This window comes from Xanthomonas sp. SS (genome assembly GCF_014236835.1).
Taxonomy (GTDB): Bacteria; Pseudomonadota; Gammaproteobacteria; order Xanthomonadales; family Xanthomonadaceae; genus Xanthomonas_A.
In genome coordinates, this window is the sequence record NZ_CP051190.1 from 4,910,839 (window position 1) to 4,928,556 (window position 17,718).

Annotated in this window: 8 protein-coding genes; 1 reads left to right on the forward strand and 7 read right to left on the reverse strand. The window is 71.5% G+C overall.

The window, feature by feature from the left end; translation table 11 throughout:
- The first annotated feature begins 238 nt into the window (after positions 1–238).
- Complete coding sequence (locus HEP74_RS20780) at positions 239–526, forward strand: DUF2782 domain-containing protein (protein WP_145703958.1); 288 nt, start codon at positions 239–241, stop codon at positions 524–526.
- A gap of 148 nt (positions 527–674) precedes the next feature.
- On the opposite strand, the gene HEP74_RS20785 is transcribed toward HEP74_RS20780, so the two are convergent.
- The 7 genes from HEP74_RS20785 to HEP74_RS20815 form a co-directional block, all read right to left on the reverse strand.
- Positions 675–1,070: a hypothetical protein gene (locus tag HEP74_RS20785; protein WP_255423595.1), complete on the reverse strand. Its 396-nt coding sequence runs from the start codon at positions 1,068–1,070 to the stop codon at positions 675–677.
- A gap of 42 nt (positions 1,071–1,112) precedes the next feature.
- The gene (locus HEP74_RS20790) at positions 1,113–2,159 is read right to left on the reverse strand and encodes a hypothetical protein (protein WP_185814474.1); all 1,047 of its coding nucleotides are present in this window, start codon (positions 2,157–2,159) and stop codon (positions 1,113–1,115) included.
- Positions 2,160–2,598: 439 nt separating this feature from the next.
- Positions 2,599–3,651 carry a type VI secretion system protein TssA gene (gene tssA / locus HEP74_RS20795; RefSeq protein ID WP_185814475.1) on the reverse strand — a complete coding sequence of 351 codons (1,053 nt, stop codon included), beginning with the start codon at positions 3,649–3,651 and terminating at the stop codon, positions 2,599–2,601.
- Between the two features lie 80 nt (positions 3,652–3,731).
- The gene (locus HEP74_RS20800) at positions 3,732–11,894 is read right to left on the reverse strand and encodes a two-partner secretion domain-containing protein (protein ID WP_185814476.1); all 8,163 of its coding nucleotides are present in this window, start codon (positions 11,892–11,894) and stop codon (positions 3,732–3,734) included.
- An 11-nt stretch (positions 11,895–11,905) separates the two neighbouring features.
- Positions 11,906–13,603 (reverse strand): ShlB/FhaC/HecB family hemolysin secretion/activation protein, encoded by a 1,698-nt coding sequence (locus tag HEP74_RS20805; RefSeq protein ID WP_185816750.1) that lies wholly within the window; start codon positions 13,601–13,603, stop codon positions 11,906–11,908.
- Positions 13,600–14,070: a hypothetical protein gene (locus HEP74_RS20810; RefSeq protein WP_185814477.1), complete on the reverse strand. Its 471-nt coding sequence runs from the start codon at positions 14,068–14,070 to the stop codon at positions 13,600–13,602. The genes HEP74_RS20805 and HEP74_RS20810 overlap by 4 nt, the downstream gene beginning before the upstream one ends.
- Positions 14,067–17,714, reverse strand: coding sequence for a bifunctional serine/threonine-protein kinase/formylglycine-generating enzyme family protein (locus tag HEP74_RS20815; protein WP_185814478.1), 3,648 nt, complete (start codon positions 17,712–17,714; stop codon positions 14,067–14,069). Before HEP74_RS20815 ends, HEP74_RS20810 begins: the two co-directional genes overlap by 4 nt.
- Positions 17,715–17,718: the final 4 nt, after the last annotated feature.

Sequence of the window (17,718 nt, forward strand, 5' to 3'; positions counted from 1 at the left end):
AGAGGGGTTGGGGTGAGGGTCCGGCGCGGAGCGACTCGTGGAATTTGGCTGCACGAGGCTGTGCCCGTACCTCATCCGGCCCTGCGGGGCACCTTCTCCCGATGGGAGAAGGAACTGCTGCTAGCCCATCAAGAAAAAGGTTGGATGAAGCGCTACGCGCGTCCAGCCGTTGCGCGCCGAATACGGCGGCTCGGCGCATAATCCGTGGCGACGACTTCAAGCTGTGGAGAATGCTGCGATGAAAGCCCTGATGCTGGTTCCACTGTTGCTGCTGGCGGGCTGCGCCTCGACCGGGATCGGCCCCGACGGTCCGCCGGTGGACGTCCGCGGTGCCGACGTGACCCACCGCACGATGGACAACGGCGACAGCGTGGACGAATACCGGGTCTCCGGCCAGCTGCGCGCGGTCAAGGTGACCCCGGCCAACGCCCCGGCCTACTACCTGTACGACCAGAACGGCGACGGGCACATGGACGGCAGCAAGGACAACGTGTCGCCGGTGTACTGGAAGCTGTACAGCTGGTGAGACCGGCGCGCCGGCCTCCAGGCGCCGGCGCGCGACCGCTGCCCAGGGCATGTCATCCATCCCCTGGCAGCTCGCGCCACGCCTGCGCGCGTGTGGAGCGCCGACACGGCAGCATGTCCGCGTAACAGCGCCCCATCGATGACACGTCCTACAGGGTGATCGCGGCGAAGGCCGGGATCGCCGGGAAACCGGCCGGCGCCGCCGCGGTCCCGCCCGTCTTGACCCCGTTGCGGTACCACAGGTAGTACGGATAGATGGTCGCCGCCGGGTTCTGGCCCAGGCCGTGGTCGGCCGAATAGGCGCCGTTGTTGGCGGTGACCTTGACCAGCAGCGGCAGCCGCTGCTTGGTGAACGCCGCATCGCAGACCGCGCAGGGAAACGCGTCCTGCACGATCAGGAACGGCCCGGCCGCCGCCTTCGCCCCAAGTGCGTTGTAGACGCCGATCTCCGAATGCTGCTGCTTGCCCTGGCCGCTGACCGAGCCGGTCGCACCGGATTTCCATTTGCCGTTGGCAACGTAATAGCCTTCCGTGTTGATGGTCATGCACGATCTCCTTGCAGGTTTTGTGGGGGGGGTGGGGGCGGCTCAGCCGCGCGCGGCGATCAGCACACGCTTGGTGAACTGCCCGTAGTTGTCCGCATTGACCAGCGCATAGGCCGGATGGAACTGCGCCAGGACCTTGTCCATCGGCTCGGTGCTGCTCTGGTGGGCGAAGGGCGATACCGAATTGCCGAAGTCGGCATGCGCCGGATCGTCGCTGACCCGCGCGCACTGGAAGCTGCCAGCCGCGTCGAGGTCGGGGACGTCCACCGCGTTCAGTGCGCCGTGCGCGAACTCGTGCGCCAGGGTGGCGATGGTGTCGTCGGTGCTCTTTTCGTAGTTGCCGCCGCCGAGGAACGCGCGCCCCATCAGCATTTCCACCTTTCCGCTCAGCGACAGTTCGCCCTTGGCGCTCTTGGTCACCAGGTTGCGGCGCACGCAGCCGCCGTAGGTCTCGGCCCAATCCACGCGGTTGCGCACGTCGATGAAGTCCGGCGTGCCTTCGAACGCCAGCACCAGCGCGCGGAAGTTCTCGACCAGCTTCTGCAGGCGCGTGGCGTCGTAGGCGCCGAAGAAATCGAGATAGGTGCGTTCCGGCGGCGGCACCGGAACGGCGGCGAAGCGCTTGAGCCTGGCAGCGTCGAGCACCGCGTCGCGGGCCAGCGTCACCGCCGCCCTGGCGCGCCGCACCGCCTCGTTGATGCGCGCGATTTCCGCGGTGGTCAGCGCCGCCACGCGTTGCGCCGCCGGCAACAGCGTGCCGCCGTGCCTGGCCGGATCGTAGGCGACGAGCCGCCAGCCGACCGCAACCACCTGGGCCGGCGCCGCAGCGGCGGCCGGCGCCGGAGCAGGAACCGCCAATTGGCGGACCACCTCGGCGTTCAACTCGTCGGCTACCAACCGCAACCTGGCGTATTCGGCCGCCTGCGCGGATTTCCATGCGTCGAACTGGGTACGCACCGCGTTGACGTTGGCACCCTTCACTCCGTTGCCCTGCTTCGCCCAGGCCAGGACGGCGACGTCCACGCGCTTCAGTTCGGCGCTGCGCGGCTGCAGGCGCGCCTTGAGTTCCCATTCGCTGACGATGCTCATGCTGCGACTCCCTCGTCCGGTGGCAGGCGCCGATCGCAGGATGCGAAGGCGGCGCGGTGGCTGGACGCGTGCGCTGCTGTCGTGTACCTGCGGCGCATGCGTCCTTGGCAGCCAGGGTCGGCGCAAGCCGCAGGCCGGACCATCGGTGCAAACCTGATTCCGTGCTGCCGTGGGGCCGAGGGATCGTCTCGCGCCGTGGTTCGGCAGTGGCATGTGCGTGGCGCATGCGCACGCGACGGCGCGCAGCAGGCGGCGCCTTCGCTGCGTGGTCCGTTCGTTCGCGAAGGAGAGTGGCGCGCCCTGTTACGCGCCTTGTCTTGCGGCCGAGGATCGCAGGCGATGCGGGAAGCGCGTCGCGCTTATCCGTGTGCGAGCCGCAGCCGTGCGGCGCCGCGAATCCCCGCGCGCGGCGCGCGGGCGTGTTGGCGCGCTGCCGCGGCTAGGCGTCCTCGTCGCGGACGCCGGCCACGTGCTGCAGTTCGCTGACCCCGGCCGGGGCCAGTTCCTTGAGCAGGTCCAGGAAGTTGCGCCCGACCAGGCGCTGCGCGCGGCGCAGCAGCAGCGGCACCGGGCTGGAGGGTTCGTGGCTGGCGTAGTAGGCGCAGATCTCGTCGAGCCGGCGCATCACGTCGTCGGGGCTGGCGATGCGGGCGTTGCCGCCGCCGGCTCCGGCAGGCGCAGCGCTGCCACCCTCGCCACCGGCCTGCTCCTCGCCCGCCGCGTCGCCTTCGGCCGCGCCGCCGTTGCGCGCGGTCCATTGCGGCAGCAGGAAGCGCTCCAGGTCGCGCAGATCGCCAAGCAACGGCTTGAGGTCCGGTGCGGCGCTGCCGATGCGCTCGGCGAACAGCGCGTCCAGCTCGCGCGCCAGCTGCTGCGCGCGCTGCACCGCGGCCACGGTCTCGCCCAACGCTTCCAGCGGACAGTCCAGGCAGCAGGCCTCGATCTCGGTCAGCGATGGCACGCTGTCGCCGGCGTTGGCCGGTTTGATGCTGCCGTTGGCCACGCGCAGGTCGCGCAGGCTGAAGCGGCCCAGCCGCGGCGATTGCACGAAGGCGGTGCTGCGCAGCGCGCCGAGCAGGCCCAGCGGATCGCCCAGCGCGACCACGGCGTTGACCCGCGCGGTCGGGTCGTCGTCGTCCTCGGCGTCCAGCTGCGGATGCACGCTGTCCCAACGCTGCGCCAGCAGCGCATGCACCAGGGCCAGGCCGTCGGCCCAGCCGGGCAGGCCGCGCAGGCGCAGCCAGGCCGCGCTCAGGTGGATCGCCACGCGCAGATCGTGGCTGCGGCGGAACAGCGCCAGCGCCAGGGTCTGCACCTTGTCCCAGTCGGGCTCCTCGGCGGCGATCACGCTGTCGCCGACCGCGCGCTCGGCCTTGTTCGCTGCGGCGCGGTCCAGCGCCAGGAAGTCGGGGTCGTATTCCAGGTCCGGGCCGGACGCGGCGTCGTCGGCGATCGGCGCCAGCAGCGTCTCGAGGGTCTGTTCGGTGCTCATGCGCAATCACTCCGGTGCGGATGCGGCCGGCGTGGCGATGGCGCACGCCGGCAGGGAAACGGGACGGCGGCGCGCTGCGCTCACTCCTGCGTGCACTGCGCATCCGGATCGTCGGCGTCGCAGGCCGGCTGCTGGTCGGCCGGCAGGCGCAGGCCCGGTTTGACCAGGCCGAACGCGCGGTAGCTGGCGTTGGCCGCGCTCAGGTCCACATAGGCGATGGTGCGGCTGTTCGAACTCTGCGCGCGGCTGGCGAACGCCGAGGTCGGGACGTTGAAGCCCGACTCGCCGTCCACGACCAGCAGGCTGCCGTCGGCGGCAACCGCGTAGAAGTACGCTGGCGGCAGGCCGACCGCCGCCACGGTCTGGTTGCTCACGCCCAGCACGTAGATCGGATTGGCGACGGTGCCGATGCGGCTGCTGGCCGAGAAGGTGCCGGCGCCGTCGTACAGCCAGGCGGTGTCGGTCTGCAGCAGGTCGCCGAGCACGGCCAGGTACAGCGCCGAGGTGCCGGCATTGACGGTGTAGGCGCTGCCGTTGAGCGCGGACAGGGTCAGGCTCTGGCCATTGCTCAGGCTGAAGCCGCCGGGCGAGGCGAAATCGCCCAGGGTGCCGATGCGGTTGTCGATCGCCGCACCGGCGGCGCCCAGCCGGGTGCTGCCGCCGACGCTGCCGCTCAGCGTGTCGGCGCTGATGCGGCCGCTGCTGGTTTCGCTCAGGTCGCCGCCGACCTGCAACCAGACGCTCTGGCCGCCGAGTGCGCCGTCGATCGCCAGATCGCCGCCTGCGTCCAGACGCAGCGCACCGGCAACCGCGACCGGACCGGTCACGCTCAGGTCGCCCAACGTGCGCAGGCTCAGCTGGGTCGCGTTGAAGGCACCGAGCGCGGCGATGGCGTTGGCGCCGGTCAGGCTGGTGGCGCCGCTGGAACTGCCGCTCAGCGAGGCGGCACGCAGCGTGCCGGCGGTCTGCGCGATCGTGCCGCCGCTGCGCAACTGCAGCGCGCCACTGCTGCTCACGTCGTGGCCCAGGCCCAGGTCGCCGCCGGCGCTCAAGCCGATGCTGCTGCCGCTCAACGCGCCGGCCGTGCGCAGCGCGCCGCCCGCGCTCAGCGCCAGCGTGCCGCTGGCCTGCGCCGCCACCGTCAAATCGTTGCGATCAGCGATGGCGATGTCGCCGCCGCTTGCCTGCAGCGTGCCCTGGAAATCGTTGCCGGCATCGGTCAGCGCGATCGCGCCGCTGCCGGCATCCAGCGTGGTGCTGCCGGCGACGCTCAGCGCGCCGCGCTGGCCGATGCCGCCGCCGCTCGCCGCGGGCGTGGCGCTGGCGGTGACGATGGTAGAGGTGGTGCCGCCGCCAGCGTCGCTGCGCGCGACCAGGTCGCCGCCGATGCGACCCTGGCCCAGCGACAGGGCGCCGCCGCTGGTCACGTTCAGCGCGGCGACCGCCACGCTGCCCAGCGACAGTGCATTGCGGTCGCGCAGAGTGGTGGCGCCGCCGGCGAGGTTCACGTCGCCCTGGAAATCATTGCCGGCGGTGTCCAGCGCGATCGCGCCGGCACCGCTGTCGATCGTGGTGCTGCCGCCCACCTGCAGCGCGCCGCTCTGGCTCACTGTACCGCCGCCGCTGGTGGCGACCAGATCGCCGGCGATGCTGCCTTCGCCCAGGTTGAGCGCGCCGTGGCTGGCAACGTCCAGCGACCCCAGCGACAGCGTGCCCAGCGACAGCGCGTTGGCGTCGCGGACGCGCGCGGAGCCGCCGCTGAGTGCGAGCAGGCCCTGGAAATCGTTGCCGGCATCGTCGAGCGCGAGCGCGCCGCTGCCGGTGGCGATCGCGGTATCGCCGGTCACGCGCAAGGCGCCGTTCTGGCTCAGCGCGCCGGTGCTGGTGAGTTGCAGCGCGGCGGCGTTCGAGGCGCCCAGGGTCAGCGCGCCGAGCGCGCCGATGCGGACCGCGCCGCCGTCGAACGCCAGTGGGCCGGCGAAGCGGTTGGCCTGGTCCAGCGTGATCGCACCGCTGCCGGCCGTCAGGCGGGTAGCGCCGCCGATGTCGAGCGCGCCGCTCTGGCCGATCGTGGCGTTGCCGCTGTCGGCCTGCAGGGCGCCGCCTACGCTGCCGCTGCCCAGGGTCAGCGCGCCGCCGCTGCTCACTGCCAGGCTGTCGACCGACAGCATGCCCAGGCGCAGCGCGCCGCTGTCGTGCAGCTGCACCGCGCCGCCGGCGATGTCCACGGTGCCGGCGAAATGGTTGCCGCTGCCGGTCAGGGCGATGCCGCCGCTGCCGGTGTTCATGCTGGTGCTGCCGCCGACCGTCAGCGCGCCGGCCGTCTGCACGATGGCCGCGTTGTCCGTGCTCAGCAGCAGAGTGCCGGTCACGGCGACGTCGTCGGCCAGGCTCAGGCCGCTGCCGCCGCTGAGGGTCAGGTTGTGGCCGCTCAGCGCGCCATCCAGGCGCAGGGTGCCGTGGCGGGCGACCAGGCTCAGGTCGCCGCTGCCGGTGTCGATCGCGCCGCCCGGCAGGTCGAGCGAACCGTCGGCGAGCAGCGACAGCGCGGCATTGTTGCCGTTGTGGACGGCGGCGATGCTCAGATCGTTGCGGTCGGCGAGCTGGATGCCGCTGCCGCTGAGCTCGACCGCGCCGACGAAGTCGTTGCCGGCGTTGGTCAGTGCGATCGCGCCGCTGCCGGCGTCGATGCTGCTGGTGCCGGCGACGGTGACAGCGCTGCTGGCGGACTGGGAGATGCCAGCGTTGGTGGTCTTGAGCCGCAGCGTGTCGCGGGCAGTCACGTTGTCGGCAAGGACGATGCCGCCGACGCTGTCCAGGTCCAGCCGGTTCCCGGACAAGGCCGCCGCGGTGGTCAGCACGCCGCCGCTGCGCAGGGTGATGTCGGCGCTGCCGGTATCGATCGCGGTGGCCGGCAACGACAGGGTGCCGCCTGCGGTCAGCGACAGCGCACTGTTGCTGCCCAGGCTCAGCGCCCCGATGCTCAGGTCGTTGGCGTCGGTCAGGGCGACGCCGCTGCCGGTGACGCTGACCGCCTGGCCGAAGTCGTTGCCGGCCTGGTTCAGGGCGATCGCGCCGGTCCCGGCATCGAGCGTGCTGGTGCCGGCGACAACGAGCGCACCGCCGGTCTGCGAGATCGCCGCGTTGCTGGTCTGCAAGCGCAGCGTGGCGCCGGCGGTGACGTCGTGGGCAAGGACGATGCCGGCCGCGCCGTCCAGGTCCAGCCGGTTCCCGGACAGGGCGGCCGCCGTGGTCAGCACGCCGCCGCTGTGCAGTGTCAGGTCGGCAGTGCCGGTGTCGATCGCGATGGCTGGCAACGACAGCGCGCCGCCCGCGATGAGCGACAGCGCGCTGTTGCTGCCCAGGGTCAGTGCGCCGATGGTCAGAGCGTTGGCGTCGGCCAGGGCGATGCCGCGGCCGGTGGCGCTGACCGCCTGGCCGAAGTCGTTGCCGGCGTTGGCCAGCGCGATCGCGCCGCTGCCGGCGTCGAGTGCGCTGGTGCCGGAGACGCTGAGCGAGTTGATCGTGGACTGGGTGATCGCGCCGCCGTTGCTGGTCGCGACCAATGCGCCGTTGACCGTGCCGCTGCCCAGGTTCAACGCACCGCTGCTGGTGGCGGTGAGGTTGCCGGTGGCCAGCGTGCCCAAGGTCAGCGCGCCGCTGTCGGTGATGGCCGTGGTACCGCCGGTCAGGCTCACCGCTTGCCCGAAGTCGTTGCCGGCGCCGGTCAAGACGATGGCGCCGGTGCCGGCGTCGATGCTGCTGGTGCCGGAGACGGCGAGTGCGCCGGCGCTCTGGACGATCGCGCTGTTGCTGGTCGTCAGCGCCAGCGTGCCGGCGGTGACGTCGTGCGCCAGGGTGATGCCGTCGTCGCCGCTGAGGCTCACGTTGGTGCCGGACAGCGCCGCCGCGGTGGCCAGCACGTTGCCGCTGTGCAGGGTCAGGTTGGCACTACCGGTATCGATCGCGTTCGCCGGCAAGCTCAGCGTGCCGGCTGCGATCAAGGACAGCGCGCTGTTGCTGCCCAGGGTCAACGCGGCGACGTTCAGGTCGTTGCTGTCGACCAGGCGAATGCCGCTGCCGGTCAGCGACACGGCGCCGCCGAAATCGTTGCCGGCCTGCTCCAGCGTGATCGCGCCGGTGCCGGCATTGAGGCTGCTGGTGCCGCTGACGGTGAGCGGGCTGGTCGTGGACTGGGTGATCGCGCCGCCGTTGCTGGTCGCCGACAGCGTGCCGGTCACGGTGCCACTGCCCAAGTTCAAGGCGCCGCTGCTGGTCGCGGTGAGCGCGCCGGTGGCCAGCGTGCCCAGGGTCAGTGCGCCGCTATCGGTGATCGAGGTGGTGCCGCCGGTCAGACTGACCGCCTGGCCGAAGTCGTTGCCGCTGGTGGTCAAGGTGATCGCCCCGGTGCCGGCATTGAGGGTACTGGTGCCGGTGACGGTCAGCGGATTGCTCGCGGATTGGGTGATCGCGCCGCCGTTGCTGGTTGCGGACAGCGTGCCGTTCACCGTGCCGCTGCCCAGATTCAAGGCGCCGCTGCTGATCGCGGTGAGGTTGGCGGTGGCCAGGGTGCCAAAGGTCAGCGCGTTGGCATCGGAGATCGCGGTGCTGCCGCCGGTCAGGCTGACCGCCTGGCCGAAATCGTTGCCGGCACTGGTCAAGGCGATGGCGCCGGTGCCGGCGTCGATGCTGCTGCTGCTGTTGACGGTGAGCACGCCGGCGCTTTGGCCGATCGCGCTATTGACGGCGCTCAGCGTCAGCGCGCCGGCGGCGGTGACGTTGTGCGCCAGCGTGATGCCGTTGTCGCCGCGCAGGTTGACGTTGGTACCGGACAAGGCCGCGCCAGTGGTCAGCGCATTGCCGCTCTGCAGGGTCAGGTCGGCACTGCCGGTATCGATCGCGTTCGCCGGCAGGGTCAGCGTGCCGGCGGCGATCAAGGACAGCGCGCTGTTGCTGCCCAGGGTCAACGCGGCGACGTTCAGGTCGTTGCCGTCGACCAGGCGAATGCCGCTGCCGGTCAGCGATACGGCGCCGCCGAAATCGTTGCCGGCCTGTTCCAGCGTGATCGAGCCGGCGCCGGCATCGAGGGTGCTGGTGCCGCTGACCGTGAGCGGATTGGTCGTGGACTGGCTGATCGCGCCACCGTTGCTGGTCGCGGACAGGGCGCCGCTCACCGTGCCGCGGCCCAGGTTCAGTGCACCGCTGCTGATGGCGGTGAGAGAGCCGGTGGTCAGCGCGTCAAACGCCAGCGCGTTGGCGTTGGTGATCGCGGCGTTGCCGCTGATCAGAGTGAGCGCTTGGCGGAAGTCGTTGCCGGCGGTGGTCAGGGTGATCGCACCGGTGCCGGCATTGAAGTAGCTGGTGGCGGTGACCGTGAGTGGGTTGCTCGCGGACTGGGTGATCGCGCCGCCGTTGCTGTACACGGTCAGCCCGCCGGTCACCGTGCCGTGGCCCAGGTTCACGTCCCCGGTGGCGACGGCGAAGAGGTCGCCGGTGACCAGCGTGTCCAGGGTCAGCGCGCCAATGTCGACGATCGCGACGCTGCGGCCAGTCAAGCTCACCGCTTGCCCGAAGTCGTTGCCGTTGGTGGTCAGGCTGACATTTCCCGTGCTGCCGGCATTGAAGTTGCTGATGCCGCTGACCGTGATCGGGTACAACCCGGACTGGCGGATGTTACTGCCGTTGCTGGTCGCATCCAGGGTGCCGGTCACGGTGCCGGTGCCCAGGTTCAATACGCCGTTGCTGATCAGGGTGAGGTTGCCGGTGGCCAGCGTGCTCAGGGTCAGCGCGTTGGCGTCGGTGAGCGCGGTGCTGCCGCCGGTCAGGCTGACCGCCTGACCGAAGTCGTTGCCGGTGGTGGTCAGCGTGATCGCGCCGGTGCCCGCATTGAGGGCGCTGGTGCCGGTGACCGTGAGCGGGTTGCTCGCCGACTGGGTGATCGCGCCGTTGTTGCTGGTCGCGGCCAACGTGCCAGTCACCGTGCCGCGGCCCAGGTTCAAGGCACCGGTACTGATCGCGGTGAGTTTGCCGGTGGCCAGCGTGCCCAAGGTCAGCGCGTTGGCGTCGGTGATCGCGGTGCTGCCGCCGGTCAGGCTGACCGCCTGGCCGAAGTCGTTGCCGCTGGTGGTCAGGGTGATCGCGCCGGTGCCGGCGTTGAGGGTACTGGTGCCGGTGACGGTCAGTGGATTGCTCGCGGATTGGGTGATCGCGCCGCCGTTGCTGGTGGCGGACAGCGTACCGGTCACCGTGCCGCGGCCGAGATTCAGTGCGCCTGTGCTGATGGCGGTGAGGTTGCCGGTCGCCAATGTGCCGAGGGTCAGTGCGCCGCTGTCGGTGATCTGGGTGGTGCCGCCGGTCAGGCTCACGGCCTGCCCGAAGTGGTTGCCGGCACCGGTCAGGGTGATCGCACCGCTGCCGGCGTTGACGCTACTGGTGCCGGAGGCGGCGATTGCGCCGGCGCTCTGGGCGATCGCGCTGTCGACGGTGGTCAGCGCCAGCGTGCCGGTGGCGGTGACGTCGTGTGCCAGGGTGATGCCGGCGTCGCCGCTCAGGCTCACGTTGGTGCCGGACAGCGCTGCCGCGGTGGCCAGCACGTTGCCGCTGTGCAGGCTCAGGTTGGCGCTGCCGGTGGCGATCGCACTGCTCGGCAGGGTCAGCGTGCCGCCGGCGTTCAACGACAGCGCGCTGTTGTTGCCCAGGCTCAGCGTACCGATGATCAGGGCGTTGGCGTCGGTCAGGGCGATGCCGCTGCCGGTCAGCGACACGGCGCCGCCGAAATCGTTGCCCGATTGCTGCAGCGTGATCGCGCCGCTGCCGGCATTGAGGTTGCTGGTGCCGGTCACCGTCAGCGGGCTGCTCGCGGATTGGCCGATCGCGCCGCCGTTGCTGGTGGCGGCCAGGGTGCCGGTCACGCTGCCGCTGCCGAGGTTCAAGACGCCGGTGCTGGTCGCGGCGAGATTGCCGGTGGCCAGCGTGCCCAGGGTCAGCGCGCCGCTGTCGACGATCGTGGTGTTGCCGGCGCTCAGGCCGACCGCCTGCCCGAAGTCGTTGCCGGCGTTGTCCAGGGTGAGCGCATGGCTGCCCAGCGAGAAGCTGCTGCTGCCACCCACCGTCAGTGCACCGGACTGCGCCAGGTCGATGGCGTTGGTCAGGCTCAGGTTGCCGTCCACGCTCAGGCTGGCGAGGGCGGCGATGTGGTTGCTGCCGCTGAAACTGGCGTCGCCGCCGATGCTGCCGCCCAGGGTGCCGGCCGTGTAGGTGCCGCTCTGCTGCACGCTGTGGTCGGTGCTGATGTTGATCGCGCCGCTGCCCACATCGATGCTGCCGCTGCCGCCGACGCTGGTCTGGCTGCTGCCGTTGGCGACCAGCGACACGCTGCCGTCGCTGCCGCCGCTGAGGGCGGCGGCGGTGATGGTGCCGCTGTTGTTGATCAACTGGTCGAACAGGCCCTGCGCGGCGCGCGCCTGCAGCGTGATGATGCCGCCGGGCGCGCTGAGGGTGCCGCTGTTGCTGTTGTCCACCGCCACGCTGTCCAGCTGCAGCTGCAAGGCCTTGTCGACGACGACGCCGAAGCCGCCGCTTTCGAAGGTGAGGGTGACCTTGTCGGCACCGACCAGGTTGATGTTGCCGGCGCTGGCGGTGATGGTGCCGCTGTTGACCACCTTGCCGCCGATCAGGTCGACCGCGCCGGCGGCGGCGTTGATGGTGCCGCTGTTGGACATCAGCGCGACCGTGTTGCCGCCGGCGTCGAGCGTGTCGTTGCCGCTCATGAAGGCGGAGGCGGTGGTGCCCAGGGTGCTGGCCACCAGCCCGCCAACGTTGATGTGCGTGGTGCTGCCGAAGATGATCCCGTTGGGGTTGATCAGGAACACCTGGCCGTTGGCGTTGAGATTGCCGAAGATCTGCGTGGGATTGCCGCTCTGCACCAGGTTGAGCACCGCTGAATTGGTGGACGGCTGGTTGAACGTCACCGTGGCCGCCGAGCCGATATCGAACGCGGACCAGTTCAACGCCATCCGGCTGGAGGTCTGGTCGATGGTCAGGGTCGCGCCGCTGGCCGCATTGATGGTGCCGGTGCCGCCGACGATGCTGCCGCCGGTCGGCAGTTGGGTACTCGCCACCTGCGCCGCCGCGTTGCCGGGCGCCGCGGCGCCGAGCGCGAGCGCCATGGCCAACGCGAGCGGCGAGTGGCGCAGCGCGCGCGCGGCACGGGGGGCGATCGAAGTCTGGGCGATGGCGGACATGAGCGGATTCCTCAAAAGGTGAAACCGAAACGCGAATAGAAACGGACGTCGCGTCCGTCGGACGCGTCGCGCCCGCCGGTCGGCTTTGCGGCGCTGAGCCGCAGTTCGAAGCTCTTCCATTGCGGCACGCGCAAGGTGACGCCGGCACCGGCGCCATCGAACGTGCTCACCGCCGCGGTGGTCGCGCGGTTGCCGCTGGCCGGGTAGACCTGCGCGTGGTCGGCGAACACGTCCAGCTCCAGCACCTCGCGCCACGGCCGGCCGTTGAACGGCGAGGCGGCGTCGGCGAAACCGGGCGCATCGACGTGGTACTCCAGCGCGGCGTAGTAGCCGCGGTCGCCGAGCGCGTCGGACACCGGATAGGCGCGCACGCTGTCCGGTCCGCCGACAGCGAACTGTTCCATCGGGGTCAGCGCGTCGTCGCTGTACTGGCCATTGAGCTTGAGGTACAGGCGCTGGGTGCGGCTGAGGTACTGCATGCGCGTATAGCTCAGCCGCGCGATGCTGAAGTGGCTGTCGTGCTCCGGGCTGACCAGGTCCGGCGTCGCCGAGCGGTCCTGCAGCGACTGGCGCAGGCTCAGCTGCAGCAGGTCGATACCGCGCCAGCGCAGGTCGGTACGGCGCAGCGCGGTGCTCAGTTCGACCACGTCGAACTTCTGGTCGGACAGCTGGATGCCGGCGGCGCTGAGCCGCGACTGTTCGCGCAGGTAGCGCGCCGAGGCCTGCCATTGCAGGTTCTCGCGATTGACGAACTTCCAGTCGCTGCCGAGGTAGACCACCGAGGTCGGGCCCTGCAGGCCGAGCGTGGCGAACACGCCGTTGCGCACTTCCAGTTCGCTGCGGCTGGCGCCGATCACCGCGCCGAATCCGGGCAATGCCGGAACCGGCAGCGCGTAGGACAGCGCGCCGATCCGGCTCTGCCGCGGATCCAGCGAATAGGCGTAGCTGGCGGACAGCACATCGCCCAGGCCGAGCGGGCTATTCCAGGCCAGTCCGAGCTGGGCGCGGTAGCGGCCGGTCAGGTCGGTGCCGTAGTTGTTGCCGCCCAGGCTGATCGCATACGGGCGCGGCGCCTCGCTGGCGACCAGCAGCACGTCGGTCTCGCCTTCGTGCTGGCCCGGCTGCAGCACCGAGGACACCGACACGCCCGGCAGGTCGCGCACATACAGCAGCGCGCTATCCACGTCCTGCTTGCGCAGCGCGCGCCCCTGCAATGCCTGCAGCGGCGCGGCCAGGGTGCTGGCGCGGTAACGCGACGCGCCCTTGACCTCGACCTGGCCGACGCGGCCTTCGAGCACGCGGATCTCGACGATCTGTTCCGGCCCCGGGGTCTGCGCCGGCAGGTAGGCGGTGCTGACGATGAAGCCGGACAGGCGGTAGGCGCGGGTGATGGCGTCGGCCACCGCCTGCAGTTGCTCGAAACGCAGCGCCACCACCGGCTGGCCCTGCGCCAAGGCCTGGAATTGCGCATCGGCCAGCGCCTGCACGCTGGCCGGGGTGACGCCGGCCTTGGCGTGTTCGCCGACATCGCGCACGCGGAAGCCGCGGACCTGCAAGGTCACCGCGTTGTCCTCGCGGTCTTTCAACGGCGGCAGCGTGGCGCTGGCGCCGCTGGCCGCGGTGCCGGTTTCCGCGGCGGCAAGCGGCAGCTGCGCCCACGCCGGAACGGCAGCGAGCCACGCGGACACAGCCGCGGCCAGACACGTCATACGCATGCGATTTCCCCTGGAACGATTCCCTGTCGTGCGCCGGCCTCGCCCCACTGCGCCCCGGGTACCGCGGCGGCAGCGGCGGACCGATGCGCGCGCGGGCCGGGATCGGCCGCCGCTTGCGCCTGCCCTGCGAATGCGGGCAAGGCGCCAGCGAAGAATAGCAGTAAAAGTGCGATCAACGTCACGAAAATAAACAGCATGAGCCAGCGCCGGCGGCGGCGCGCCGGCGCGTCGGCGAACAGCGCACGCAGCGGTTCGTGCGCGGCGCGCGTGGCCGCCGGCGCGGCGGTGGCCACGGTCGGCCGCAGCGCATTGCGATGGGTCACGCCCTGGCCGATATCGCGCACGGAGGCCAGCACGTTGCGCCGCCGCGCGCGGTATTCGTCGCGGCCGATGCGGCCGTGCTGATAGGCCTCGGCGAGCGCGTGCAGATGCGCGTTGGCCAGTTGCTGGGCCTCGTTCATGGCAGCTCCCGCAGCACGCGCAGGCCCACGTCCGGCTGCGCCGAGCCGTTGTCGGCGCGCCGCGCCTGCACCGTGCAATCGGCCCAATAGCTGGCGAAACTGCCGCCGCGCGCCTGCACCCCGGCGCCGCTGGACACCCACTCCCAGACGTTGCCGGTGACATTGATCAGCCCCCATGGATTGGGCTCGCGGCCGCGCGGCGGCAACGGTGCGCGGCTGGCGTCGCCAGCGCTGGCGGTGGGCGGCACGCAATTGCTGTCCTCGGCTTGCCGCCAGTCGCTGCCGGCCTGCGCGGCGTGCTGCCATTCGGCATCGGTGGGCAGGCGATAGCGCCAGCCGCCGCTGGCGATGGTCAGCCAGCGCAGGTAGGCGCGGGCCTGGGTCAGGCTGATGTTGCGCACCGGTGCGCGTGCCAGTTCCGCATCCCCGGCCGGTTGCGCGGTGCACTTGCCGGTGGCCTGGCAGAACAGGTTGAAATCGGCCACCGCCACTTCCGCGCGCGACAGCGCGTAGGGCTTGCCGCCGGCCAGGCCGGGCACCACCACCAGCATCGGCCCGCGCTGCGCGCCGAGCGCATCGAAGCAGGCCTTGCCGCGTCCGGGCGCGGCAGCGGCGCAAGGATCGGGACCGGTCGGCACCGGCGGCAACGGTTCCTCGTCGCTCGCCGCGCCGGCGGCAGGCGCACGCGCGCTGGCCGCAGGCGCGGTCGCCGGCTTGGCGGCGGGCTTGCCGCCCGCGGGTTTGCGCGTGGCGTCCTTGGCGGCCGGCTCGGCCGCTGCGGCCGCGGCCGCTGTCGGCGCCAATGCATCGGAACTGGGCGCATCGCTGCCGGCCTGGCGCTGCAGGCGCGCGCCGAGCGTGCCTTCGGGCAGCTGCCCGCGCGCCTTCAGGTCGGCTTCCAGCTGCGCCATCGCCTGCGCATCGCTGCGGTACAGCGCCTCCAGGCGCTGGCCGAGTTGCTGCCGCGCGGCAGCGGGCAAGGCCTGCGCGCTGCCGTCCATCACCGCGGCGACGACGTCGTAGCGGGCCTGCGCGGCGCGCAGTTCGGCGCGGTCGCCGAGCGCGGCGACGCCCTGGCCGAGCAAGTCGGCGGCCTGCCGATAGCGGCCCTGGCGGAACGCGCCGGCAGCGTTGCCGAGATAGACCCCGGCCAGCAGCTGCGGCGCTTCCTTCTGCAGGAACGGATGTTGCGGTTGCAGCGCGCCGATGCGCGCCAGCGCCTGGCGCGCCTTGTCCAGATCGTTGGCGGCCGCGGCGCGGCGCATCGATTCGATCCGCGAGGTCACTTCGGCCTCGGCGCTCTGGCGCGCCAGCATGGTCTGCAACTGTTGCTGCAGGGTCTGCAGGCGCTCGCGCTGGGCCAGCAGCTGCGGCGTCTGCGGCGCCTGGGTCAGGCCGAAATCGACCAGCGCCTGCGCGCCCGGCAACTGCAGCGGATCGCTCTGCGGCGCGACCGCCGCGGCGATCGCCGCGGCCAGCGCCGCGTCCTGCGCATCGCGTTCGGCCGCCGGCAGGACCGCCAGCGCCGCTTCGACGTTGTCCTGCCAGTCCGGGTCGGCGGAAGGCTCGGCCAGCAGCGCCGCCAGCGCCTTGCGCGCCTGCGCCGGATCGTGCAGCGCCGCTACCGCCGGCTGGCTGGCATGGTGCTGCGCCAGTTCCAGCTGCGCGCCGCGCAACTGCAGCCGCAGCGAATCGGGCAGCGCCGCGCGCGCCTGCTGCAGGCGGGTGCGCGCCTGCGCCCACTGCTGCGTGTCGGCCGCCTGCTGGATCGCCGCGTCCAGGCGCAGCTCCAGTTCCGGGTGGCGCAGCAGGGCGCTGTTCGGATCGATGCGCCGCACCTGGTCCAGCGTGGCCAATGCGTTGTCGGCGCGGTCGCGGAAGATGGCGCCGGCGGCGATCTGCGCGTTGAGCGCGGTATCCAGCGCGTTGAGGCGTTCGTTCTTCTCGCGCTCCATGCTCTCGCGGCGCGCGTCCAGCGCCGGCGAATACAGCCGCAACCGGTCGCGCAGCGCGAACGCCTGCAGCGCGCCGCGGTAGTCGTAGCGCCCGCTGGCCGGATTCCACAGCGCATCCAGGCGGCGCAGCAGGAAATCCTGGATCAGGTCGCCGCGGTCCACCAGCAGGCGCCGGCGGTCGTCGTCGTCGAGACTGGCCAGCGCCTGCATCGCCTGGGTCTCGTCGACGTAACGCTGCGGATCGGCGGCGCCGAAGCGCGCGGTGACCTGCTCCACATGACGCTGATGCAGATAGCGCGACGCGCCCCAGCCGCCGGCGCCGACCAGCACCAGCGCCGCGGTGCCGTAGCCCAGCAGCGGCAGCGTGCGCTCGCGCAGCGGCACCTCGCGCAGGCCTTCCAGCAGCGCCTCGACCTTGCCCAGGCGCTGCGCGGCGGGAAACGCCACCGCCGCACACAGGGTCTGGTATTGGCGCTTGGTCAGGCCCGGCACCGGCGGCGGCACGCGCTTGTCGCGCAAGGCCACTTCGGCGCTGAGCTTGTCGAACGGATGCTTGCCGGTGAGCAGTTCGAAGCACACGCAGCCCAGCGCGTAGATGTCGTCGGCCGGCGTGGGCTCCTGGCCGCGGATCATTTCCAGGCTGGCGTAGGCCGGGGTCAGCGCGCCGAGCGTGGCCGCGTCGAACACGGTCTGCTCGCCGGCCACGTCGGCGGCGTGCTTGCCGGCGCGGGCGATGCCGAAATCGAACACCTTGGCCACGCCGTCGCGGGTGACCATCACGTTGCCCGGCTTGAAATCCGAATGCACCACGCCGGCGGCGTGCGCCCGCGCCAGGGCCCGCGCCATGCCCTCGATCAGCGGCCGCGCGCGCGCCAGCGGCATGCCGTTATAGGCCTGCTCGCGGATCAGCGTCTTCAGGTCGCAACCGTCGATGTACTCCATGGTCATGAAGACCAGGGTGCGGTCCTTGTCGAAGTCGTAGACGCGCACGATGTTGTCGTGGGCCAGCTTCTGCGAGCGCCGCGCCTCGCGCTGCAGCGCGATCAACGAATCGGGATGGCGGCGGAACTCGTCGCTGAGCACCTTCACCGCCAGCCATGGGTCGCGATCGCGCGCCTCGACCTTGCGTTCGTCGCGCGCCAGGTAGACCACGCCCATGCCGCCGCGGCCGAGTTCGCGCTCCAGGTAGAAGCGGCTCTTCAGCAGCGTGCCGACCGTGGCGTAATCGCCGCCGGCGGCATCGGCCAGGCGCTGCCAGCTGGCCAGGCTGGCGGTGCCCGCGGTGCCGGTCGCGCCGCCGGTGCCGGTGCCGGTCGCGCCGGTGCGGTCGGCGCCGGCCTGCGGCAGCGGCATTGCCGGCTGCACGCGGGTGGCTTCGTCGTCGACCGCAGCCGGCGGCGGCGCACGGCGCGGCATCACCACGGTGGCGTCGTCGTCGATCGGCGCGGCCACGGGCGCAGTACCGCCGTCCGCGCGCAAGGCGTCGAGGCGGGTCACCAGCGTGGTCACGGTGACGTCGTCGAGCAGATGCTGCTGGCGCAGCTGCCACAGCGTTTCCACCCCGGCCCGGTAGTCGGCCTCGGGCACGGCGCTGCGTTTGGCCAATGCGTCGAGCACGGCCTTCAGGTCCAGCTCGCCGGTGCGCATCGCGGCGACCAGCTCGACGACGGTAGCGGTATCTTCATGCACGTCC